Below are 24,003 nucleotides of genomic sequence, written 5' to 3'. Positions count from 1 at the left end.
GATTGTCTGCTGTAACTCAGCGGACTTGTTACTCAACACCCGCCGCCTTACGGTCAGGGACGGCGTACAATTCGCCACCGTGGGAATCATTGATGACCAGCAGGGGAAATTCCTCCACGGTCAGTTCACGGATAGCTTCAGGACCAAGTTCATCAAAAGCGATAACTTTCGCATCCTTGATGCACATGGAAAGCAGAGCACCAGCACCTCCGGTTGCTCCGAAATAAACAGCTTTATTATCCTTCAAGGCCTGCTTGACCTCATCATTACGCTTACCCTTGCCGATGCTGGCCTTCTGGCCGAGGCTGTGCAGCCGGGGTGCGTAAGTGTCCATGCGGTAACTGGTGGTCGGCCCTGCGGACCCGATAGGCCTGCCCGGAGGAGCCGGGCTTGGACCGACGTAATAGACCACCGAACCTTTCAGTTCGAAAGGAAGATCTTTACCGGCATCAAGCAGGTCACAAAGTCTTTTGTGGGCGGCATCACGGGCGGTGTAGATGGTTCCGGTCAATTTGACCACATCACCGGCCTTGAGCTGAACCATATCTTCATCAGTAAGCGGGGTGGTAAGTTTGTATTCAGCCATTAGAGTACAACCTCCTCGTGCCTTGAAGAATGGCACTGGATGTTCACCGCCAGCGGCAGGGACGCAATGTGGCAGGGGCGCATTTCGATCTTCACGTCGAAGACGGTGGTCTTGCCGCCAAGGCCCATGGGACCGATGCCGAGCTTATTGATATCTTCCATGAGTTCGGCTTCAAGCTTAGCCATTTCCGGGTCAGGATGAGGCTCGCCCACTTTGCGCATCAGTGACTTTTTAGCCAGCAGTGCGGAATATTCAAAGGTTCCGCCCACGCCGATACCGACCATGGTCGGAGGGCAGGGATTGGGTCCGGCTTCGGCAACCCGCTCGATGACGAATTTCTTGATGCCTTCCCAGCCCTGAGCCGGAGCAAGCATGGTCACCCGGCTCATGTTTTCGGAACCGCCGCCCTTGGCCATGAAAGTGATTTTGATCTTGTCACCGGGGACGATATCAAAATGGATGATGGCCGGGGTGTTGTCTTTGGTATTGGCACGGGTCAGGGGATCGCAGGCCGACTTGCGCAGGAATCCTTCTTCGTAACCCTTGCGGGTTCCCTCGTTGATGGCTTCGCGGATGTTCATGCCTTCCACACGCACATCTTCACCCATTTCAACTATGTAGACAGCCAGTCCGGTATCCTGACAGAGCGGCAGGCCGGATTCTTCAGCCAGTTCCCAGTTTTCCTTGATCTGCCTGAAGACTTCCTTTGCGGCCGGGGAATCCTCAGCAGCAGCACATTCTTCAAAACGCTTGCGGACATCGGCGGGCAGGTAGCGGTTTGCGCTTACGCACATTTTCGCCACAGCATCGATAACCTGTTCAGCTTTAATGGTACGCATGGCTTACTTCCTGAATATTTCTTTGATTGCGGTGATACCCATCTTGCGGCGCAGAAAACCGAGCTGGTTCTGCAACGGCAGACTCTTGGGGCAGACATCTTCGCAGCCGAGGAGGCCCATACAGCCGAAGATACCTTCATCATTACCAATAATTTCAAAGTAATCGCGGTCAGTACGCTGGTCGCGGGGATCAACTACAAAACGGGCCACACGGTTCAGGGATGCAGCACCGAGGAAATCATCACGAAGGCGGGCGGTACCGCAGGCTGCGACACAACAGCCGCATTCGATGCAACGTTCCAGTTCGTAGATCTGTTCCGCAACCTCGTTTTCCATGCGCTCTTCAAGGGCATTGGGATCAAAGGTCTTATTGGTGTGAATCCAAGATTCAGTGGTCTGGTACATTTCCCTGAACCAGGAACCGGTATCAACTGAAAGGTCACCGATCAGCTGATATACGGGCAGGGGCAACAGGGTAATGCGTTCGGGAAGGTCGACAGTCTTAGTCTGGCAGGCCAGACGGGGCTTACCGTTAACGACCATGGCGCATGCACCGCAGATACCGGCGCGGCAACAGAAGTCAAAAATCAGGCCGGGGTCCTGCTCCTCGCGCAGACGGTTCAGCGCGATGAAGAGGGTCATGTTCTCGGTTTCATCCAGCACAAAAGTCTGCATGTGCGGAACCGACCCCTTATCCTGTGGATTGTAACGGAATATATCAAATTCGAGTTGTCTGCTCATCTTTATATCCTTGTCAGGGGTTATTTCTTGAACATTTTGGCTTCAATCTCAGCCTTGTCGGCTTCGATGATGGAACCGCCGCCGTAACCACGGTCTCCCGGAGGAATTTCATAACCGGGTGTGGCTTCTTCGTACTGAAGTTCGGGCATATCCGCGCCCTCACGCCAGTAGGCCAGAGTCCTGTTCAGCCAATTCTTGTCATCACGTGCGGTGTAGTCCTCACGGTTGTGGGAACCACGGCTTTCAGTACGTTCAAGAGCAGCCTTGGCAATACACAGGCCCAGTTTGACCTGACCTTCAATCTTAAGGGCCGCAGCCAGTTCGTGGTTCGCGCCCAGACCGTCGGAAACAAGACCGACCTTGCGGGCTTTATCAAGAGTACCCTGAAGGGTTTCAATGCATTTGTTGAGTCCGGCATCATTTCTGAAAACAAAACAACCTTCCATGAGGGCGTCCTGCATTTCTTCGCGGACCTTGTAGACATTCTCTTTACCGTTGGCACCGCTGCGCAGTTTTTCAATGCGGTCCTGCTCTTTGCGGACAGCTTCGGCAACAACAGCGGTTTTAAAATCGGTCTCATAACCTTTGAGGAATTCAACGATCTTGGTACCGATGATACCACCGGCAACAACCGTCTCAGCCAAAGAGTTACCGCCGAGACGGTTAAAGCCGTGCATATCCCAGCATGCGGCCTCACCGGCGGAGAAAAGACCCTTGAGACCGTAAACCGCACCATCTTTATTGGTACGCACGCCAGCCATGGTGTAATGCTGGGTCGGACGGACCGGGATGAGCTGTGTACGGGGGTCAACGCCCAGGAAGTGATGGCAGATTTCATCAACTTCACGCAGTTTGGTGGAAATGTGCTTGTCACCGAGATGGCGGATGTCCAGCCAGAGATGTTCGCCGTAAGCGGATTTAACACCTTTGCCTTCACGCATGTGATGGGTCATCCAGCGGGAAACAACGTCACGGGAGGCCAGTTCGGCCTTTTCGGGTTCGTAGATGTTCATGAAACGTTCTTCATTAACATCAAGCAGGGTTCCGCCGTCACCGCGACAACCTTCGGTTACCAGAATATCGGTAGGTACGATTCCGGTGGGGTGAAACTGGATGGCTTCCGGGTTACCGATGGGTACAACCCCGGTATCGTGGGCAATGATGTGCCCGCCGCCGTCACAGATAACCGCGTTGGTGGTCGCCTTGTAAATACGTCCGAAACCGCCTGTGCAGATGGAAGTCGCCTTGGAAAGGTACACTTCCAGTTCGCCCGTACGCAGGCAGCGCACAACAGCACCGGTGCATTTGTCTCCGTCATGAATGAGGGAGATGGCTTCTTTGCGGTCGAAAACATTGATTCCGAGTTCGGCACAGCGGTTGTCCATGGTACACATGACCGCGTGTCCGGTTCCATCGGAAGTATAGCAGGTACGCCATTTGGCTGTTCCGCCGAATGAACGGGCGGTAATCAGGCCGCGCTTTTCTTCTTTCTCTTCTTTTTCAAATTTCTCGCCACCTTTGAAATAGAAGGATTTACCGGGAACAACACGGTTCCAGGGCACGCCCCAATGCGCCAGTCTGCGCATTTCAATGGGAGCCGCGTCAGCGAAAAGACGGGCCACTTCCTGGTCACAGCCCCAGTCGGAACCGCGAACAGTGTCGCCGAAATGGACGTCTACATTGTCTCCCTCGCCCTTGGCACAGTTACCCAGTGCGGCCTGCATGCCGCCCTGCGCTGCCGATGAATGTGATCGGCGTGCCGGGACAATTGAGAGACAAATTACATCAAAACCTTCCTGGGCCGCCTCCACAGCCACGCGCTCGCCCGCAAGGCCCGCGCCGATAACAAGGAGATCAGAGTAATATGTTTGCATTTATGAACCCCGTTTAACTTAAAGTGATGAACCTGATCAGGGTGATGATGCCGATAACCATAAAGGTCGCGAAGAGAATAGACTCAAGCTTCTTGGCCTGTTTCCTGTTCTCAGTCCTGATAAATCCCCATTTGACACCGATGCGGTAGAATCCCACGCTCACATGAAGCTCAACGCAGGGCAAAAGAACCAGATAGAAAAGCATCCATCCGCCTTCTCCAACACGGGCCGCCGACTTTGCAGCAGTAATAGGAAGATCATTGAGCACAACCCACATGTGGATGGCACCCATTACGAGGATAACCATTGCGGTCACGGCCTGAACAACCCAAAGCCAGGTGTCACGATGCTTAAGCATCTGTGCATGCTGCCAAATGGTTGCCTGCCCTTCCGGCCGAAAAGGTATCTTTCTGGCCGCCAGCGCGAAATGTAGCAAAAAAGTTAAGAAAATCAAAGGACCACCGACCTGTGCCATGTATGTTGCTTCAAAGAAATGAGCAATGGCATTCATAATCTTGGGCGAAATGACCACCGAGGAGACCAGAATCATGTGACACCACATAAAGGCCACAAGTCCGGCTCCGGTAAGCATTTGCAGCCAGTCGAGGACCGCATCCCTCTTCCCTGGACGCGCCACGTGCATACCTACATTTACAGCCATAATCATCCTCCTTTGACGGGATTTCTCCCGCATTAATGGATTACCAACACGACCTCATCAGCATGAGTACAGTGGTACTGAATCGTTGCCGAACAATGACGGCAACCCCAAACCCACAATTCCATCCGAAAGGCCGCAAGCCCTCCGGAGCCGATTTAAATACCCGGCTTAAAAGGCACAATCCCTTTACAGGGACATACTGTTATTAATGGATATACAAACTTATGCAAAGAGAAAGGCAAAAAATTCAGCCCCGTTTCCAGAGATGAATTATATTTGGTGTGACTATGATGGAAAAATATGGAAAGAACAGGCTGTGAGGATTTTCCTGATAAAAGAAAATCAGGCCCTAAATGATTTCTTACTGAATTGACTTTCGGGAACGAAAAAAACAATTGAAACAAGGCGACTGCCAGAAGACGCACCAAACGGCGCAAGCTTCCCGCTCCCTGATTTTTCACAACGGCGGGTCCCACCCCACACCTTGCGAATATGTTTTGCTCTACAACTGGCATATATCCCTCGGCTCCCTCAGATAACCAGCGGATAATTCAATCAAGTTTATTCCGTACTATCTTCGGGGAGATTTTTTAAAACCAGACACAAAACCTTCAACTGTCAAACAGCGGTTACAGACCGCCTTCCCTCTTAGTTGTAATCTTTCTAACACCCCTTAATTGGCTGGTCAATCAATTTTGAATTTTTTGTTGACTAATACTTGTTTTTTTGTTCACAAGCTCGCGTGTTACGAAATAAAAAAGATTCAAACCCAAAATTCTCTTTTTCAATCCAAAAAGTTGCCCCGATCACAAGAACGATTCTTCTTATCAAAACTGCCAAATCAACCAAACATCTAATTAAATATATTATTTCACCAAAGATTGCCTGTTTCAGCCTTGTTTATTTTTCTATTGAGGATTAATGATTAATTATCAGGAACCTATCAAATACAACCTGTATATATTCTTCACGGTGAACTTGAGAACACTTTATTACGGTGAGTACTCTTTTTCGCAAACCGTCCTGAAACAGCTCAAACTACGGAGCGTATAATGACCAAGAAAGAAAAGATCCTGCTGGCTGCACAAGAGCAGTTCGGAGAACACGGCTACACAGCAACAACATTAAAAATGGTGGCCGACTGCGCAGGGGTTGCTTCGGGACTGGTTTCACACTACTACGGAAACAAAGACAATCTCTTCCTTGAATCCGGAGGAGAGCTTATCGACCAGATGCTTGCCATACTCACCGATAAAGCCAAGGCGGGTAAAAACGGACTGGAGTGTTTGGAAATATTTGTTCAGGCTTATTTTGATTTTACGGACAACCACAGAACCACCTTTCCGACCCTGCTGCGCAGTTCTCCTTTCAGCGATGAATATCCACATCTTGACCGCACCCACATTGCCTCTAAATTCAAGCAGCTCATTGACCGCATCGACGATTATATCAGGCTGGGCATGGAAGACGGGTCCATCCGTGAAGTGTCGCTGCCGCAAACCTCATATCTGGTATACGGGCACATTGTCGGGGCGGTACGAACCGAATTCCTGACCCCTTTCCAGATCGACAATCTTTTTAAAGAAGCATGCCAATTCATAATTCGAAGCCTAGCCAGAACCTGACCCGGTTCAACATTCCCCTGCTGATGGGGGCGGTATTTGCCGCTTCCATGGGTACCGGGGTTTTCACTTTCACCCTGCCGCTGATGAATCTTGACGAGAAAGCCGGCGGCATGTGGCTCGGGAGCGGCTTTGCCGGATACTTCCTTGCCAAACTGCTCATCGCCCCGCTTTCGGGAAATTATGCTGACCGCTTCGGGAGCAGCAAGCCGCTCTTATTTTCCTGCGGACTGGCCGTACTGCTCCCGCTCCTTTATCTCCTGCACCCGGCAATAGAGACTCTCTACACTATTCAATTTATTCTCGGCCTCTGTGCCGGGACAGTACGCACAGTCAGCATGGCCGCCATCGGAGCATCCATGGACGGAGACAAACTTTCTTCACGCTTTGCCATGCTTTCGGCGGTAATGAATTCATCCTTCCTGCTCGGCCCGCTGCTGGGCGGTCTATTATACATAGATAAGGACTACCTGCCCGTATTAGGAACCATGTCCGGCTTCATGGGACTGGCCTTCATCATTTTCATATTCTGCGCCAGACACCTGCCCACCCGCACGCCAGAGCCAATGAAGACAAAAGCCGACTATCCCGGACCGCAACATTTCATAAGTATCATGGCCGCTCTTTTCGGGCGGGGTATGGGCATCGGCAGCCTGATAGCTTTTTATCCGGTGCTGATTAAATCATCCCTGCAACTCAGTCCGGGGACAACTGCACTTATTTTCTCCGTTCCCAGTCTGGCGACAGTACTGCTGCTCCCCGCATCGGGCAGGTTGCTGGCCGGGTTCGACCGCAAACTGACCACCTGCATCGGGATGCATATAAGCGCGCTGGCACTCTATATTCTTGGCAGCTGCTCCACTGCGCCGGGATTCATATTTACCGGAATCCTCTCCGGCATAGGTGCGGCAATCTCCATGCCCGCATCCATGGCCGTATGTTCGGAACTGGGCTGTGCCAAAGGCAAGGCTTTGGGCTTTGCCAATATGGCCGCTAACATCGGCTTCATGGCCGGCCCGCTTTTCTGCGGAACCATGGTCAGCTCCACCGGACACGTGGGAACTCCATTCAAACTGACCGCAATTATCGGAGCTTTGGCTGCCCTTTTCTTATTATATGAAGGGATACGCGCAAAAGGGCACAAGAAAATCGGACTTGCCACAGCTCTATCCAGTGCTTTAATCCTGCTCCTGCTGATTCCACACAACCTGCAACAGAAAAACAACAACGAAATATTCCGTTACAGTGACATTGCCATGGGCACTGTGGTCAACCTGACCATTCCCGATGGAGACAATCCGGCGACCCAAAAAACCGTTCAAGAAGCCGTGACTATCATGCATCACCTGCAAAAAGACCTCGACCACCGCAACAAGCGCGGCTCAGTAGGCCGGGTCAATCATGAGTCTGGCAAAAAAAGCGTGCATGTATCAGCTAAAGCCTTTGATACCATACAACGCGGCCTTGAAATCAGTGAAAAATCAGGGGGGAGCTTTGACATTACCATCGGAGCCATCACCACCACCCCATTCTATTACGCGCTGGATAAAAGCCGTTTTGCCGGACACAAAGAATTGATCAATTACCGGCTGCTGGAAATCGATCCCGCCGAAAACAAAGTCTTCCTGCCCAAAAAAGGGATGGCCCTTGATCTGGGCGGCCTTGCCAAAGGCACCATCATTGATGCTGCCGCTGATCATCTGAAATCAGCTGGAATCACGACCGCCATGGTCGAGGCCGGAGGAGACTTCATGGTCTTCGGTGACCGGGAATGGACCATCGGCATCCGCAACCCAAGGGGCAACGGAATCATCGGGCATATCAAAATAAAAGACGGCGCAGTCTGCGGTTCAGGTGATTATTATCAGTTCATCACCCCGGTCTCCAAAAAAGAAAAAACAAGAAAACATCACATCTTCGACCCTGCGCTGCTGCAATCATCCGCTGAAAGTATAGCCACCACAACCATCGCCCCGGATGCAGAGACAGCCGACGCACTGGCAACCACAGTATTCATCATGGGCCCGGCAAAAGGGATTGAATTTATGAGGAAACATTTCCCGAACTGCTCGGCCATGTGGATTCTGCCGGATATGAGCATTGTAAGCACAAATAATTTTCCTGAAATCTTAAAAAGAATAAATGCCAATTAATTCAAATGCATAACGTACCAGACCATTCTGCTTAAATATTTAATTAACAAAAAAATTAATTTGTCTTAAAATAACGCTTGACCTGCGAATGTTTTCTCCATAGAACCCTCTTCAGCGTGCGCCTGTAGCTCAGCTGGATAGAGTGCCGGACTACGAATCCGTAGGTCAGAGGTTCGAATCCTCTCAGGCGCACCACGCAATGAATACAAAGGGTTACGATCACATGGTTGTGACCCTCTTCATTTCAAAAGTGATCTTCGGTAAGATAATTCTTCGGAGTCACAACGATCTTAAATTTTATAATTCTTCTTTGTTCTTTTTTTTCATTTTTATGAAATTAACACTTGACCAACTCGAAGAATACACATAAATACTCATCTTCGGTGTGCGCCTGTAGCTCAGCTGGATAGAGTGCCGGACTACGAATCCGTAGGTCAGAGGTTCGAATCCTCTCAGGCGCACCACTACGATAAGTCAAAGGGTTACGATCAAATGATCGTAACCCTTTTTTCGTTTCAAAATTCGCTTTCACCTTGCCCTGCTGTGCCCCGCACAAAAAATCGATTTTTTAAGCCCTCAATAGCAATACTTTCTTGTCCCGCTCTCTGAGCAATGATATATTTTAAAATGAAGGCACCATCCCCGTTCAAAACAAACGGGTTGTGCTCAAATCATTTTAACAAATAGAATCGGTAAGTTCATGAAAAGTATTGTCACCATCTTCTCCCGCTCCATACTGACTCTCTGCTTTTCGTCGATCCTGATTTTCGGCGGGATGACCGTATATTTTATGATTTCCGACTATCAGGATGAATTGCAGGAAACGGAAACTGAAATAATGGGCAGCGTGGAAAATTCCCTGAAAAAAGAAGTTTCACGGATGCAGGCCTATATTAAGTTCAGCCGGGATACAGCCAGAGCCGCAAGTCTCAAAAGCATCAAAACTTCCATTCTGGAAGCACACAGCCTGGCCATGAATATATACGAGACATACAAGGGCACCATGCCTGAAGATGAGCTTAAACAACTCATCAAAACAACATTACAGGCCATGATTCATGAATACGATGACTCATATCTTTTCATTATCGGGATGGACGGAGTATTAGAACTGCACACAGAAGCACCGGACATAACCGGAAACAATGTTTTGGGCACGAGAACATCCGACAGCAGATATATTCTTAAAGAAATGATTAGCCTCGCCGAAAGACGGGGCGAAGGCTACATAGATTATTTGTGGACCAAACCCGGTGATTCTAAGGTTCCGTATGAAAAGACCTCCTACATAAAACTTTTCACCCCATACCAATGGATACTGGGCACAGGTAATTACCGGGATACAATTACCCGCCACACTCAAGAGCTTATTCTGAAACGGCTGAACAAGTTGAACTCCGGCGGTGACGAATATTTTGCCGGTACTTTCGGCGGAATCTCCCTGCTTGGAAAAAACAAAGGCAAAAGCATTATGGAGCTTAAAAGCTCGGATGGAGTGTATATTGTTCAAGAATTCATCAAGGCCGCGAAGTCAGGAGGGAAGTTCATTACCTACAGAAGCCCTTCAATCTCATCCGGTTTCAAAACATACAAAAAAACAAGCTATTGCGAAGCTGTTCCGGGCTGGAACTGGGTTATGGGAGCAAGCATCAATATAGACCAGCTGGAAGATACACTCCAACAAAAAACCGAACAGCTCTGGAATACTTTATTGCTGCAACTGACTGCTGTTCTGGCTCTTATTTTTCTGCACTCTCTTCTCGTTCTAATCTTTGCTGAACGATTCAAACGGGTATTGGCTGAAAACTTCAGTTCATTTGAAAACTTCTTCCGCAAAGGCACTGATTCCACATTGAAGATTGACCGCTCACGAATCGACTTCACTGAATTCGACAAAATGGCAGAGCTGGCCAACACAATGATCGACAGCCGGGAAACAGCTAAAAGCGAACTCCTCAAATCAGAAATTACATACCGCGAAATATTCAACGCCACCAAGGATGCCATCGGAGTTCTGGATATCAATAAAAAAGTTTTCATAGATGTGAATCAGACCTTTCTGGACTTCTTCGGCATGGAGAGGGCTGAAGCTGTAGGGATGGGGCCGGAAATAATAAGCTTCAACAGCCCGCCTTACGATGGCAAATACGCGGCAGAATTGTTCAATAAAGCCCTTTCCGGGGAATCTGTCCATTTCGAATGGATGGTTAAAAAGAAAACAGGAGAACCTTTCTGGACTGACAATCTCGCACGGGTGGCATCCATAGGCGGGCAGAAGAAACTTCTCATAGTGATGCGTAACATTACTGAACGCAGAAAAATGCAGAAGCTCATGGTCCAAACAGAAAAAATGATGTCCATCGGCGGACTTGCCGCAGGCATGGCCCATGAAATCAATAATCCTCTCGGTATCATCATGCAGGTGACCCAGAACATCATCCGCAGGACCTCGCCGACGCTCAAAAGCAATCTTCCCGTTGCGGAAAAATGCAATATAGATCTGGATAATCTTCGAAATTACATGGATAAAAGAGGAATAAACGAATATTTAAGCAGTATTCAAGAGGCTGGGACCCGCGCTGCCGCAATAGTGAAATCAATGCTCGAATTCAGCCGTAAAAGTAATTCATCAAAATCTTCCGGCAATATTGAACCGGTGATTGAAACTGCCCTGTCACTGGCTGCCAATGACTATGATTTCAAGAAAAAATACGATTTCAAAAAAATTAATATTATCCGCGACTTCAATTCCTCTCCCATGTTCAACTTCACAGAGATGGAAATAAGTCAGGTAATTCTCAGCCTGATAAAAAATGCCGCTCAAGCTCTTATGGAAGAAAAAAATGAGCACAAAATACCAACCATAACCATCAGGACCTCTTCTGATGAAAACTTTGTGCGGGTGGAAATAGAAGATAACGGTCCGGGAATTGACCAGAAAGAACTCGAAAGAATATTCGAACCTTTTTATTCCACCAAAGATCCGGGAGTCGGAACCGGTCTTGGTCTTTCGGTATCCTATTATATTATCACCCAGAACCACGGAGGAACGATCACAGCTGACTCTAATCCCGGTGAAGGAACCAGATTCACTATTATCCTGCCCATATTGACATAAGGGTTGATCTAATTCAGCCCTTCCAGAAGCATATCAGCATAAATCTGGTTTTTGCTCTTGCCCAGATCAGGAAGATATTCATCACCTGCAATCATTGCCCAGACAAGCCTTGCTACCCGTACAGGGGCTACGTCTGTGTAACTGTTCCCACTCTGACGCAATTTTTCATGCAAAATACGGGAGACATTTGCATCACCGGTAAGATCGAAAATAACTTCTATTTCTATACCAAGCGCAATTATCTCGTTCAACTCCATGACAGGAACGGACTTTTCCTCGGCAAGCTTACGTCCCGGAGTATCACACATTTCACAGACCGCTCTTAAATTCATCACACAATCACTGGATAGAGTTTTTTTAAGAAAAGCAGTCCCCACTCTCCCCAGCCCGATTATCGCAATATTATGATTTTCCAAAACTATCTCCAAAACAACTTAAAATTACACCTTCAATTCTCCATATAACCATACATGGTTAACGACATCTTGCAAACAACACCTGCCGAACAGACAATTCCATAAAAAGCATGTTATTATAAAAAAAGACCATACTCTGCACGATGACTGCGCGCAAAAAAAATGGCATTATCTGCGTGGTAATCAAACGTAATTAAATAAATTTCACATAAAGACGAGGATTCCAAAATGGATAGAGGACCTACCCCGTTCAAAGACAAAAAAAATATCATCATCGCCCTGCTGCTCATGATCTGCATCATTCAGGCGGCAGGTTTACTTAAAACAAAACACGAATCCGTTTCCGCAAGAATGAATGCGGGAGAAGGAGTTAAGGTCACTGACGTCAGCCTCGACAGTCAGGGGTATTCGCAGTTGCTGTTGGCCTTTGACATGCCCATCGGCCCGGAAACCCCATCTTTTGCCCTGAAGAAAGTACCGGCCACAATCACCCCGGAAGTAAAAGGGGAATGGCGCTGGATCAACCCCTATGCCCTGCGCTTTACTGCCGATCCTGCATTCAAGGGCGATACCCGTTTTACCATTGAACTTAAGCCGGAAAATTTCCTGCTCAAAGGTCAGATTCTCAGTGGGGAAAAGACCTTCTCTGTGCAGACCGGAAGTTTCGGGGTCAAGGAGATCGGTTTGCGTACCGAACCTGTGGCAGGCCAAGGACGCAAGGTACGCATTGAAGGGCATATTAATTTCAGCAATTACGTAACCCCGGAAAATACCCTCAAAAATCTCTCCCTGAGCGGACCGGACGGCAAACAGATTCCCTTAAGCATCACCACCAATTATGATGATTACTACCAGCGTTTTGTCAGTGCGCCCGTAGAAAAAGAGATCGATCCGAAAACATACGTATTAAAAATAAACAAAGACCTGCCCGACGGACGCGGAGCCATGGTGCTGGGCAAGGATTATGAAAAGAAAATCGAAGTGGTTTTCGATCCGGTGCTGGGCTATTCTGGGTACAAGGCTGCAAGTTCCCTTTCCGGAGCAAGGGTTGAACTGGGCTTTTCCAGTCCGGTAATCCCGGCGCAGGGACTTGAAATGCTGAACATCAAGCCCGCTATCAACATTTCCGCTGCCGCATCAGGCAAAAAGCTGATCCTTTCCGGCCCCTTTAAACCGGGCAAAAAATATTCCATCACCCTGAAAAAAGGACTGGTCGCAGCAGACGGAGCCCTGCTTGAAAAAACAATCACCGAAAACATAACCATCCCGAATATCGAACCCACTGCGGATTTTTCCTCCGCCGGTATGTTTCTCTCAGAATCCGGCTACAAAACCCTTGGTATTAAAACCGTAAACACCCGTGAAATAAACGTAACCGTGGACCGGGTCTTTCCTAACAATCTTTTCTCGCTCTTTACCCATTACGGATACATGGCCTTTGACCCCAACACCTACGGCGGCGGAATCTCCGCAGCACTGGGCAACCGCATTTTCTCCGGCAAGGTTAAAACTTCCGGCAAAAAGAACGTACTCAAAACCACCCCCCTCTCAGTAAAAAGTTTTATTGCCGAGGGTGGCAAAGGTCTTTATCGCATTGCGGCCACTGTTCCGGGCAAAGGGCGCGGCGTGCAACGCTGGGTCATGGTTACCGACCTCGGTGTGGTTGCCAAACAAGGCGACAAAGAAACCCTGTTCTGGATTTCCTCACTTTCCAATCTCAAACCAATGGTTGACGCAAAAGTACAGCTGATAAGCAACCGCAATCAGATTATAGCTTCCGGAACCACCAATTCACGGGGCATGCTGGTCATCAAGAAAAAAGATATGTCCAAGGACCTCGGCCGCCCGTACATGGCAGTAGTCACCCGCAAAAACGACATGACCTTCATGCTAATGGACCGTTTTGCCACAGACCGGGCCGGACTGGATATTGCCGGGCAGCGGATCTCTCCCAAAGGCTTAACCGCTTTCACCTACGGGGAGCGTAATCTCTACCGTCCCGGCGAAACCGTGAAAGGCGTAGCTGTGGTCCGCGACCGCAAGCTTAAGCCGCCCAAGAAAATGCCCGTGGTCCTGATCTATTCCGACCAGCGTGGACGGGAACTTTTCCGCCGCACAGTACATACCGACAATCAGGGCATGATCGAATTTAAACGGGCCATCCCCGATTACTCGCCAACCGGACAATTCAACATCAAAATGCTGGCAGGTAATGAACGCATCGGTAACTTCCGCTATTCCGTGGAAGATTTCATGCCTGACCGCATCAGCGCGGAAATCATCACCGCAAAACCAGCTTCCGCAGGGCAGAATCTCAATTTCGAAGTGGAAGGCCGCTATCTGTTCGGTCCCCCGGCTGAAGACCTTCCGGTAAATGCACGGGTGATGCTTGAGCCTGCTCAGTTTAATCCTGAAGGATATGAAGCTTATCGCTTTAACACAGATGAAAGTTCCTTCAAACCTCGTGAGATTTTGAAGACTGAAGCCAAGCTGGACCAATCAGGGAAATTTGCTTTCTCTGCTTCTATCCCGGCAAGCCTCAAATCAGACTCCGCCATTCAAGCGCGCATGACCGCACGGGTCAGCGAAACCGGAGGACGCGGAGTTACTGCAACAAAGACCGATCCGGTACTCATTTCAAAGTTTTACCCCGGCCTTAAAAAACTGACCAAGCAGGGCTACGAGCAAGGCGAATCTGTCAAGCTCGACTACGTGACCCTGACCCCGCAAGGCGATAAGACCAAGGCCGGAAAGCTGCTCATGAAGCTTTACCGCGACCGCTGGCAGACCATTGTCCGGGCCACCCCGTCCGGTTCTTATAAATATGTAACCGAGCGCGATCCGCAATTGCTGGAGACCCGCGAGATATCAGCTAAAGAAGCTACTGGGTCATTCAGGCTCAGCCCGCCGGAATTCGGCAGCTACCGGGTAATTCTCAGTGCCCCCCAGTCCGGTGTTTCTGCTCAGGCTGACTTTTTCTGCGGCGGCTGGGGTTATTCCCCGTGGGCTTTGGAAAATCCGGCCCGCCTTGAGATCGTCCCCACCCGCAAAGGCGATTACAAACCCGGAGAAATGGCCCAGTACCAGATCCGCACTCCCTTTGCCGGACGTATGCTGGTCGCCATTGAAGACAATTCCATTCGCTGGACCAAAACCCTTGAGGTAAAAGGTAACACCGCCACCATCAAGGTTCCGGTACAAAAAGGAATCAGCCCCAATGCATACGTGACCGCCACCCTGATCCGCTCAGTGAACAAACTTGAAGCAGGTTCCAGTGCGCGGGCAGTGGGCGCGGTGCCTCTGTTTGTGGATCGCGAAAGCAACAGACTCGGTATCGATATAACCTGCCCCAAGACCACCCGTCCAGAACGGACCGTGGCCTTGCAGGTCCAAACCAAACCCGGTGCCAAACTTACCATTGCCGCAGTAGATGAAGGCATCCTGCGCTTATCCGGGCAGAAAACACCCAGTCCCTTTGACTACTTCTACGCCAAGCGTGCGCTTGGTGTGCGCTGGTCCGATACCTTCGGTCTGCTCATGCCCGATGCCGGACCTATTAATAAGGCTGTTGCTGGCGGCGGCATGGAACTGGCTATGATGAAGCAGTTCGCTGGCAGTTCCGCCATCCGCAGGGTCAAACCGGTCACCTTCTGGTCCGGGATTATCACTGCGGACAAGCATGGTAAGGCCATCTTCAATGCCGAGATTCCCGAATTCAGTGGTGCTTTGCGCATCATGGCTGTTGTCAGTGACGGCAGGAAATTCGGCTCGGCCTCGAAAATCATGACCGTGCGTTCACCGCTCATGGTCACCCCGACCCTGCCCCGCTTTCTGGCACCGGATGAAATATTCGATATCCCGGTCAACGTACGCAACGACACCCCGGAAGACGGCAATTTCAACATTGCAGTCAAAACCAGCGGTGCCATGAAAACTGAAATGGGACTTGAAGGGTTCATAGTTCCGCAATCCAGGCAGAAGACCGCTTTCTTCAAAACCCAAACCGGGGCGAACCTCGGTCCGGCAGCCTTCAAATTCTCAGCTGAGGGCAATAGTGAAATAGCCGAAACCAGCATTGATTTGAACATCCGCGCGGCTCTGCCTGTGCAGCGTTCATCTCAGTCCGGTTTCATAAAAGATAAATCAACCAAACTTCCGGCAAACCTTGAAGGTATGCGGGTAGGTACTGCCGAGCGGACCCTGCTTATCGGTAACCAGCCCATGCTTCGCCTTGCCGGGAAGCTCGATTATCTGCTTCATTATCCTTACGGATGCGCGGAGCAGACTGTCTCTCAAGCATTCCCGCTGCTGAAGTTCCCGGAACTGGCCCGCGAGCTTTCACCGCAGTCCTTTGATAAAGAATCCCCGCAGTATATGGTTCAGTCCGGACTGAGCAGACTGTCCATGATGCAGACCTCCGACGGCGGTTTTTCCATGTGGCCCGGCGGACATCGTTCCGAGCCGTGGGTATCCGTCTACGTGCTGCATTTTCTGCAACAGGCCGCCATTTCCGGTTATCAGGTTGACAGTATGCTCCTGGACCGGGCCAAGCGTTTTGTTGCCAACAACTACGCTGACACCATCCGCGATGGCTATTCCTACCGTCTGCCCTGCTACGCCCAATATGTGCTGGCCCGTTCCGGCAAGGTCATGCACGGCCCCATGAACTACCTGCGTGAACAAAAAGCAGCGGACATGGATAAGCTATCCCTGACGCTGCTTGCCGGAGCCTTTGCCGCTTCCGGTGACATGGCAGCTTATCGGGAACTAATCTCATCCAAACCAGCCGCAGTAAAAGGCAAGGACAAAGATCAGCTGTTCAGTTCCGAAGTGCGTGATCTAGCACTTGAACTTTTAGTACGCATGGAAGCTGACCGCAAAGACGGAGCCATCCCGCAGCTTGCGAGCAAGCTTTACAATCTCATGGCTGACGATGGGCGCAACGTTACTCAGGACAACGCTCTTGGGTTCCTTGCGCTGGGCACTTTCTTCGGGCAGACCAAGTCCGCGCCGCATCCGGCAGGGAAGATCATGAGTGGTGGTAAAGAACTTGCTTCTTTCGAAATCAACGGAACCGCACAGGTGACAGTCAAAGACAATGCGGATCTTTCCATTGAGCTTGATTCCACGCCCGAAGAAGGAACATTTGTCTGGGCTGTCAACAGCCGCGCAGTACCGACCATCGAAAGTTGGAAGCCTTATTCAAACGGGCTTGAGATCAAGCGCAAGTTCCTGACTCGTGACGGTGAACCACTGGACATAAATTCCATTAAGCAGGGCCAGCTTGTTGCCATGCGCACTGTGGTCAGCTCCACAGCCAAACCTGTCTCCAATGCTGTGATCAGTTGTCTGCTACCGTCCGGTCTGGAGCCCGAGAACACCAAGCTTGCCACCCGCGAAGATTTACCGTGGATCGACAAAGGCAATGTTCGCCCGGACCACGTAGATATTCGCGATGACCGTATATTGGTATTCTCTTCCATTCCCGCAAAGGGCAAGGTCGAGAACGTAACCCTGCTCCGGGCTGTGACCCGTGGGGAATTTAAAGTTCCCCCGGTACAGGTGGAAGGGATGTATGATCCTGAAAAGTCCGCAGCTACCGAACTTGGTAAGATGATTATCAAATAATTTGCCTCCGGCGGCTGGGGAAGGGGAAACTCTTGCAAGAGTTTCCCCTTCCCCAGACCCCATCCCCTTCAGAAACTTTTAATAGTACCGTTGGTTAAGTTCATATCGTGATGAGGAAGAGAATTTTATTTATACTTGGTGGAGTCGTATTCTTCCTGATCGCGTCTTTTTTTGCGCTCGATCTACTTTTTCCGTTTCCTGAGCACAAGCTTCATCCTCCTGTTGCCTCAGTTGTTAGGGACCGTGAAGGAAAGGCCTTGCGTATTTTCCTGCCCCCGGATGGGGCGCGACGCATGCATGCGGACTTTTCTAGGATTTCCCCAGTCTTGAAGAAGACACTGATTGCTTCGGAGGATCGATGGTTTAAATATCATCCGGGAATTAATCCGGTTTCAATCCTTCGCGCGTCGATTGCAAATATATCAGCCGGACACGTTGTCTCCGGGGCCTCAACTATCCCCATGCAGATTGCCCGCATGGCTGAGCCGAAAAAAAGAACTCTATGGGCCAAGACCATTGAGGCTTTTCGGGCTTTGCAACTCAAGTTGCATCATTCAAATGATGAGTTGCTGGAAATATATCTGAATATGCTGCCCTACGGCGGAAACATCGTCGGAGTTGGCGCGGCTTCCCATTTCTATTTCGGTCATGGCCCGGACACTCTTTCACTTGGTGAATCTGCCTTACTGACCACCATTCCGCGTGGACCTGTATTTTATGATCCGCTACGCAATCCGCAGCAAGCTCGCGCGGGACGTAACCGGGTTATGCATCAATTGGCGAAGAAAGGAGTATTCCCGCCAGATGAAATTGAACGCAACTTGAAGCTGCCCTTGCCGGATTCAGTTCGCCCCGTTCCCCTTAAAGCTCCCCATTTTTGCCGCATGGTTTTAGAGCGCGGCGGTCGAGTTCCTGAAACAGTTACCACTCTTGATTCAACTTTGCAGCAGGGTGCGCAGGAAATTATCAAGAACCACGTAGCCCGGTTGCGCGGAGATGACATCGACAATGCTGCCTGCATAATCATCCATATACCCACTCGTGAAATTCGGGCATTGGTCGGTTCGGCGGACTTTTTTGAAAATGGGTTCGGCGGGGCAATTAATCTGGCAGACAAACAGCGCTCTCCCGGATCGACCCTCAAATCTTTTATCTATGGTTTGGCTTTTGATCAGGGTAAGCTGGTGCCGAATTCATTTGTCTATGATATCCCGGTGGATTACGCCGGATATTCCCCGCAAAACTACGACCGCATGTATCACGGGCAGGTCACGGTCAGGCAGGCCCTTGCCAAGTCCCTAAACATTCCGGCAGTAAACACTCTCGCCCGAACCGGAGTGGCGGAATTCATCGAGCTGCTAAAAAAAGGCGGGATCAGTACCCTTGATAAGGCTGCTATGGAATACGGATTGCCCCTCGCGCTGGGCGGCTGTGAAATCAAGCTGACCGAATTGACGAATCTTTATGCATCTCTGGCTGATGGCGGGAAATTCAAACCATTTAGCGTCACTGCCGGGGAAAACAATATCAGCACGCAGATTCTTTCCCCGGAATCAGCATGGCTGGTCCTTGAAATGCTTTCCTCGGTAACCAGACCGGAAATGAACGAAACATGGATGCTCACCCGCGACATGCCCGAAGCTGCGTGGAAAACCGGAACATCTTTTGGGCATCGTGACGCATGGGCTGTAGGGATTTCAGGAGATTACGCCATCGGCGTCTGGGTAGGAAACCCGGACGGCAGGCCGCGCAAGGGTATTTCAGGAGCTGTCCATGCCGGGCCGTTGCTCTTCGACCTGCTCCGTCTGGCTGCACCGGGCGGAAAACTACCCGCGCCCCCGGAAGGCTCCGGCATCAGCGAAGTGGAAGTCTGCGCACACAGCCGCCAGCTTCCCGGTCCGTTCTGTTCCAAGCGCACAACCATGCGTAGCCTTTCCGGCAAAACAAGGCTGCACCCTTGCGAAGAGTGCCGCCAGATTTTCGTGGACGGAAAAAGCGGTTACCGCATTTCCGGGGAATGCCTCGGACGCAAGGGCATCAAAACAAAAATAATCCGCACCATCCCGGCCAAACTGGCAAGATGGCGGGCTGAAAACAATCTTGAAGTACCGCAGCTGCCCCCACTGGCCCCGGATTGCGACCTGATTCCATCCGGCATCGCCCCCAAAATTATCTCCCCGGCAGCCAATACCCCCTATCTGCTACGCAAGGACACCCCGCTGAAATTCCAGCAGATAGCCCTAAAATCCGAAGCAGGCCCGGACAGCGGAACCCTGCACTGGTTCCTTGATGGACGATTGGTAAGTCAGGGCAAATTTGATGAAAAACTGTTTACTGAAATAAGTGTCGGGAAACACAGGATTTCAGTATCAGATGAGATTGGGCGGGTGGATGCTGTAGAGTTTGAGGTGCGCTAGCCCCACCGATCCCCCAAAGCACGTGAAGCAATGCAGCACCCCGCTGCCATGGCGGACCATTCGATAATTTCCGGTAATGATATGGTGCTGTTGAAGTCGCCGAGATGCGGCCCGGTGGTCAGGGGGATATCTTCTTTATTCTTTTCGATGGAATATGCCTTATCCGGTTCCATGCCGCATTTGATGAGATATTTGCGGAACTCATCATCTTCTAAAATTTCCTGATCCACCACGCGCATGAATTCGAACATGTGACGATCCACGCCCATTTCATTAATCATATCCTGCACCAGTTCAGGGATGTGCAGGTCAATTTCATTATGGAACTTTCTTCCGGTGAAGCCGTGGTAATATTTATCGAAACAATGTTTCACCACACGCTCAAAAAAATCAGCATCAAAGAGATGACGGGCATCAATGGGTTCGTTATTCGCATCAAGCCCGCAAAGCTGCGGCTCCTGCGCCCGAAACCAGCTGCCCAGCACCAGCAGGATGGACATGAAATGCGACCCGATAGCCCAATAAAAGGGATCGCGCCCCGGCTTCATGACCTGAAAATGCTCAAAATCCCGCAGACCGGAACGTCCGAAATTCGGGTAACGGCAGGAATCAAGCCAGCGGTCCAGCCTTCCGAACCTGCGCCATTCGTAAACGCCTTCATCCGTGCGACGGGTGGCCTGCACCCGGTTATGAAAAAGGGGAATCGGCGCATCATGCACTACGCCCTGCCCTGCTAATTGTCCCAGCAGAAAAGAATTACGGCCCATGATTTCCAGCATTTCATCAGCTGAACTGCGCTTCTCCTCACGGTCATCATTGGGGTAAATAAAATAATCACTGTGGGCATGATAAGCCATGGCGTAAAGTTCTTGGTGCAGATTTTCCGGTGCCTCTGCTGGCAATCCTTCCAGCTTGAAAACCACGTGCCCCCCGATGGTATACGGACAGGGACAATCAAAACGGACATTATCGGCCCCGGATTCATTGCAAAGCCGTTCCATCCAGCGTCCTTCGAGATGCAATCCTTCTGGAACTTCTCCTTTACGCAGGATCTTAATAGCAAAAATACGGTTCTCGCCCTCCGCCTCCATGACCGCGCTGCGTCCTGAAAAGGCAGGTTCGCCCACAACTCCGGCATTCTTGAGCAGAACTTCCCATTTTACAGAAGGTGCAAAGCCGGAAAACGGTTCCGGGGGATCAGGCAATGGGATCTCAAACGGCAGCACGCCCAGCCCGCCGGAAGCTTCTACGGCAGCATATTTTTTACAACTGGAAGCTGCCTGAATCTGCAAATGCAAAGCAGAGTGCGAAACAGCACAATCCGGGCAACCGTGACCAATGGCGGCAAGGGCCTTGGCACATTCCCGATAAAGCAGCTGCGACATGCGCTGGGAGCTGTAACGTTGCTCCATAAGTACATCCGAGACCGCGTGGACAATTTCATTATCCGCACATTCCGGTTCTTTCTGGAGCAGTGCCCGCAAATTACGGACATCCATATAGGCCGCGCTGAATTCCCGTTCCGGGGTCAATCCCCGCGCGTATGCTGTGGCTTCGTCTTTTCTCAATTTATCCCTCGCGCTTTTGTGCAGCAAAGAGTTATACGAAACGCTCCTTTAAAGCCAGCTAAAGGAATTGCACCTATCAGCCACACAAATCCATTAATCTCAAACAGATAAATTAAATCTATTTGTCGCAACCCCGGAACTGATTTATTCAAGAGAGGTTTGGCCAGACCCTTTTTCAACAATAAATCCGGGAGATTTGACCATGGAAAAAGCTTCGTACACCGACATGTGGGAAAACCTGAACCTCGATATTGAAGCCCATGAGGGGCTGCTGGAAGTTCTGGGTAAATTTTACGGCGATATCTATATGAGTCAGCAGGGCCGTTTGCAGGGCATGGAATATCTGGATTTAGTGCTTTCAGAAGTCCACGGACTGCGCATTCAGGAATTGGTGGATGCCCAAAAAGAAGGCCGCAAAATCATCGGTACCTTCTGTGTTTTTGTCCCCGAAGAACTGACCCTTGCGGTGGATGCCATCCAAGTTGGTCTCTGCGCCGGAGCTGATGCCGGAACCGAGGCAGCGGAGACCGTTGTGCCCCGCAATACCTGCGCCCTGATCAAATCATTCATCGGCTTCAAGATGGCTAAGATCTGTCCCTACACTGAATCCTGCGACCTGATCATCGGTGAGACCACCTGCGACGGCAAAAAGAAAGCTTACGAAGCATTCGGTGAAATGGCTCCCATGTACGTCATGGAAATCCCCCAGCGCAAGGAAGCTTCCGACCGCGAACTTTGGAAAGCCGAAGTTATGCGCTACAAGGAAAAGCTGGAAGAGCTGACCGGGAAAAAGATCACTGCTGAAACTCTCAAGAAATCCATCAAAACCGTCAACGACAAGCGTCGTGCCCTGCAACGGCTGAACACCCTGCGCGCCGCTGTGCCCACCCCTATCTCCGGGCGTGATGTACTGCTCATCAATCAGGTCAGCTTTTATGATGATCCGGTGCGCTTCACCAGCTCCATCAACGCCCTTTGCGACCAGATCGAAGAACGCATTGCCAAGAATGAAGGGATTGTTCCTGAAAAAACTCCCCGACTCATGCTGGCAGGTTGCCCAATGGCTGTACCCAACTGGAAACTGCCTTACATCGTGGAAAGCTCCGGCGCGGTGGTTGTTTCTGAAGAATCCTGCATCGGAACCCGTAACTCCCGCGATCTGGTAGATGAATCCGCCGAAACCGTGGAAGAGATGATCGACGCAATCTGCGACCGCTACATGAAGATAGACTGTGCCTGCTTCACTCCCAACAATGAACGGCTCGAAAACATTACCAAACTGGCTGAAAAAACCAAAGTGGATGGCGTAATCCATTATTCACTTATGTTCTGCCAGCCCTACACCCACGAAACTTTCAAAGTAGAAAATGCGCTTGCCGATTCCGAAGTGCCCATGCTGGCAATCGAAACAGACTACAGCATGGAAGATGTAGAGCAATTAAAGACCCGCGTTGAAGCATTTGTCGAAATTATATCTTAGTATTAAAAGGGGTAGGTGTTTTACATCTACCCCTTTTAATAGGAGTTTACATGATTGCAGGTATTGATATTGGATCACGTTCCATGGAACTGGTTGTTCTTGATGGTGATAAAATCGCCCTCAAACGCAAACTTCCCACGACTTTTGATCCATCTTCGCAGATCAATAAAATTCTGGACGGCATAAATCTTAAACGCATTGCCGCCACCGGATACGGGCGCAAACTGGTCACCGAAGAACTGACCGGATGCGAATGTCTTTCACTCACTGAGATTAAGGCATACGCGCTGGGAATTTCGGATCTTTACCCGGAAGCGCGGACCATTCTGGATATCGGCGGGCAGGACACCAAGGCCATCTCCCTGCTCGGCAACGGCAAGGTGGCAAAATTTGAAATGAATGACCGTTGCGCTGCCGGGACCGGGAAATTTCTGGAACATCTCGCAACTGTTTTCCAAATTCCCATTGAAGATTTCGGAAACTATGCGCTGGAAGGTAGTGAACCGCTCCAGATCAACAGTATGTGTACTGTTTTTGCGGAAACCGAAGCCACTTCACTCATGGCGCAGGGAAAAAATCCACGCGACATTGCCTTGGGGCTGCATGGATCAATCGTACGCCGCACAACAAATATGCTGAGCCGGGTTGGATTGAAAGGACCGCTGGTCTTTGCCGGAGGGGTCGCCAACAATCCCTGCGTTGTCAATATGTTAGAAGAGTCATTAGGCATAAAACCGCTCATTCCCGAAGACCCTGATTTTGCCGGGGCACTGGGCGCGGCTAGGCACGGAAAAGCGCAATAAAAAATATATGAATAAATCGTTTGAAAATTACGCCTTTTCCCGTTAGGTTCCCATTGTCCACGGCACTATAAAAAACCTACCTTGCCGGGATCAATTT

At 50.3% G+C, this 24,003-nt stretch carries 15 protein-coding genes and 2 tRNA genes; 9 read left to right on the top strand and 8 right to left on the bottom strand.

The features are described 5' to 3' along the window. Positions 1 to 28: 28 nt before the first annotated feature. The 6 genes from FMS18_RS00425 to FMS18_RS00400 all read right to left on the bottom strand — a co-directional run bounded on the left by FMS18_RS00425 (position 29) and on the right by FMS18_RS00400 (position 5,216). Positions 29 to 586, bottom strand: a complete 558-nt coding sequence (locus tag FMS18_RS00425) for a Fe-S-containing hydro-lyase (protein WP_136673638.1) — start codon at positions 584 to 586, stop codon at positions 29 to 31. Further along, positions 586 to 1,425 (bottom strand): fumarate hydratase, encoded by an 840-nt coding sequence (locus FMS18_RS00420; protein ID WP_163291769.1) that lies wholly within the window; start codon positions 1,423 to 1,425, stop codon positions 586 to 588. The genes FMS18_RS00425 and FMS18_RS00420 overlap by 1 nt, the downstream gene beginning before the upstream one ends. A gap of 3 nt (positions 1,426 to 1,428) precedes the next feature. Beyond that, positions 1,429 to 2,166 carry a fumarate reductase iron-sulfur subunit gene (locus FMS18_RS00415; RefSeq protein ID WP_163291768.1) on the bottom strand — a complete coding sequence of 246 codons (738 nt, stop codon included), beginning with the start codon at positions 2,164 to 2,166 and terminating at the stop codon, positions 1,429 to 1,431. Between the two features lie 20 nt (positions 2,167 to 2,186). Continuing rightward, positions 2,187 to 4,040 carry a fumarate reductase flavoprotein subunit gene (locus FMS18_RS00410; RefSeq protein WP_163291767.1) on the bottom strand — a complete coding sequence of 618 codons (1,854 nt, stop codon included), beginning with the start codon at positions 4,038 to 4,040 and terminating at the stop codon, positions 2,187 to 2,189. Between the two features lie 13 nt (positions 4,041 to 4,053). Next, positions 4,054 to 4,701, bottom strand: coding sequence for a succinate dehydrogenase/fumarate reductase cytochrome b subunit (locus FMS18_RS00405; RefSeq protein WP_136673634.1), 648 nt, complete (start codon positions 4,699 to 4,701; stop codon positions 4,054 to 4,056). A 155-nt stretch (positions 4,702 to 4,856) separates the two neighbouring features. Continuing rightward, positions 4,857 to 5,216, bottom strand: a complete 360-nt coding sequence (locus FMS18_RS00400; protein ID WP_163291766.1) for a hypothetical protein — start codon at positions 5,214 to 5,216, stop codon at positions 4,857 to 4,859. 537 nt (positions 5,217 to 5,753) lie between these two features. Between FMS18_RS00400 and FMS18_RS00395 the strand changes: the two genes are divergently transcribed. From FMS18_RS00395 to FMS18_RS00375, 5 genes are all read left to right on the top strand, one after another. Next, a complete protein-coding gene (locus tag FMS18_RS00395; RefSeq protein WP_163291765.1) occupies positions 5,754 to 6,326 on the top strand; it encodes a TetR/AcrR family transcriptional regulator in 573 nt (190 codons plus the stop codon). Next, the gene (locus FMS18_RS00390) at positions 6,290 to 8,476 is read left to right on the top strand and encodes an MFS transporter (RefSeq protein WP_239060904.1); all 2,187 of its coding nucleotides are present in this window, start codon (positions 6,290 to 6,292) and stop codon (positions 8,474 to 8,476) included. Before FMS18_RS00395 ends, FMS18_RS00390 begins: the two co-directional genes overlap by 37 nt. 118 nt (positions 8,477 to 8,594) lie before the next feature. Then, positions 8,595 to 8,671 (top strand) — tRNA-Arg (locus tag FMS18_RS00385). Positions 8,672 to 8,863: 192 nt separating this feature from the next. After that, positions 8,864 to 8,940: transfer RNA gene (locus tag FMS18_RS00380), tRNA-Arg, on the top strand. A 236-nt stretch (positions 8,941 to 9,176) separates the two neighbouring features. Continuing rightward, the gene (locus tag FMS18_RS00375) at positions 9,177 to 11,594 is read left to right on the top strand and encodes a cache domain-containing protein (protein ID WP_163291764.1); all 2,418 of its coding nucleotides are present in this window, start codon (positions 9,177 to 9,179) and stop codon (positions 11,592 to 11,594) included. 8 nt (positions 11,595 to 11,602) lie between these two features. On the opposite strand, the gene FMS18_RS00370 is transcribed toward FMS18_RS00375, so the two are convergent. After that, a complete protein-coding gene (locus FMS18_RS00370; protein WP_163291763.1) occupies positions 11,603 to 12,010 on the bottom strand; it encodes a hypothetical protein in 408 nt (135 codons plus the stop codon). A 228-nt stretch (positions 12,011 to 12,238) separates the two neighbouring features. Between FMS18_RS00370 and FMS18_RS00365 the strand changes: the two genes are divergently transcribed. Next, positions 12,239 to 17,638, top strand: a complete 5,400-nt coding sequence (locus FMS18_RS00365; protein ID WP_163291762.1) for an alpha-2-macroglobulin — start codon at positions 12,239 to 12,241, stop codon at positions 17,636 to 17,638. 110 nt (positions 17,639 to 17,748) lie between these two features. Then, a complete protein-coding gene (gene pbpC / locus FMS18_RS00360; RefSeq protein WP_163291761.1) occupies positions 17,749 to 20,055 on the top strand; it encodes a penicillin-binding protein 1C in 2,307 nt (768 codons plus the stop codon). Here pbpC and FMS18_RS00355 read toward each other — a convergent pair. Further along, complete coding sequence (locus FMS18_RS00355; protein WP_163291760.1) at positions 20,052 to 21,623, bottom strand: SidJ-related pseudokinase; 1,572 nt, start codon at positions 21,621 to 21,623, stop codon at positions 20,052 to 20,054. The two genes, pbpC and FMS18_RS00355, sit on opposite strands and share 4 nt — an antisense overlap. A 202-nt stretch (positions 21,624 to 21,825) precedes the next feature. On the opposite strand from FMS18_RS00355, the gene FMS18_RS00350 reads away from it, so the two are divergent. Both FMS18_RS00350 and FMS18_RS00345 read left to right on the top strand, forming a co-directional pair. After that, positions 21,826 to 23,103 carry a double-cubane-cluster-containing anaerobic reductase gene (locus FMS18_RS00350; protein ID WP_163291759.1) on the top strand — a complete coding sequence of 426 codons (1,278 nt, stop codon included), beginning with the start codon at positions 21,826 to 21,828 and terminating at the stop codon, positions 23,101 to 23,103. A gap of 50 nt (positions 23,104 to 23,153) precedes the next feature. After that, positions 23,154 to 23,906 (top strand): acyl-CoA dehydratase activase, encoded by a 753-nt coding sequence (locus FMS18_RS00345; RefSeq protein ID WP_163291758.1) that lies wholly within the window; start codon positions 23,154 to 23,156, stop codon positions 23,904 to 23,906. The last annotated feature ends 97 nt before the right edge of the window (positions 23,907 to 24,003 follow it).

This window comes from Desulfovibrio sp. JC022, from assembly GCF_010470665.1.
Taxonomy (GTDB): domain Bacteria; phylum Desulfobacterota; class Desulfovibrionia; order Desulfovibrionales; family Desulfovibrionaceae; genus Maridesulfovibrio.
Note: the sequence above shows the minus strand (reverse complement) of the source record. Positions and strands in the feature narration are given on the sequence as shown.

Bases quoted from the DNA above. Each gene is read 5' to 3' on its own strand.
- FMS18_RS00350 (WP_163291759.1), top strand. From the start codon at position 21,826: ATGGAAAAAGCTTCGTACACCGACATGTGGGAAAACCTGAACCTCGAT.
- FMS18_RS00375 (WP_163291764.1), top strand. From the start codon at position 9,177: ATGAAAAGTATTGTCACCATCTTCTCCCGCTCCATACTGACTCTCTGC.
- FMS18_RS00400 (WP_163291766.1), bottom strand. From the start codon at position 5,216: ATGCCAGTTGTAGAGCAAAACATATTCGCAAGGTGTGGGGTGGGACCC.
- FMS18_RS00415 (WP_163291768.1), bottom strand. From the start codon at position 2,166: ATGAGCAGACAACTCGAATTTGATATATTCCGTTACAATCCACAGGAT.
- FMS18_RS00395 (WP_163291765.1), top strand. From the start codon at position 5,754: ATGACCAAGAAAGAAAAGATCCTGCTGGCTGCACAAGAGCAGTTCGGA.
- FMS18_RS00425 (WP_136673638.1), bottom strand. From the start codon at position 586: ATGGCTGAATACAAACTTACCACCCCGCTTACTGATGAAGATATGGTT.
- FMS18_RS00390 (WP_239060904.1), top strand. From the start codon at position 6,290: ATGCCAATTCATAATTCGAAGCCTAGCCAGAACCTGACCCGGTTCAAC.
- FMS18_RS00365 (WP_163291762.1), top strand. From the start codon at position 12,239: ATGGATAGAGGACCTACCCCGTTCAAAGACAAAAAAAATATCATCATC.
- pbpC (WP_163291761.1), top strand. From the start codon at position 17,749: ATGAGGAAGAGAATTTTATTTATACTTGGTGGAGTCGTATTCTTCCTG.
- FMS18_RS00420 (WP_163291769.1), bottom strand. From the start codon at position 1,425: ATGCGTACCATTAAAGCTGAACAGGTTATCGATGCTGTGGCGAAAATG.
- FMS18_RS00410 (WP_163291767.1), bottom strand. From the start codon at position 4,040: ATGCAAACATATTACTCTGATCTCCTTGTTATCGGCGCGGGCCTTGCG.
- FMS18_RS00345 (WP_163291758.1), top strand. From the start codon at position 23,154: ATGATTGCAGGTATTGATATTGGATCACGTTCCATGGAACTGGTTGTT.
- FMS18_RS00405 (WP_136673634.1), bottom strand. From the start codon at position 4,701: ATGGCTGTAAATGTAGGTATGCACGTGGCGCGTCCAGGGAAGAGGGAT.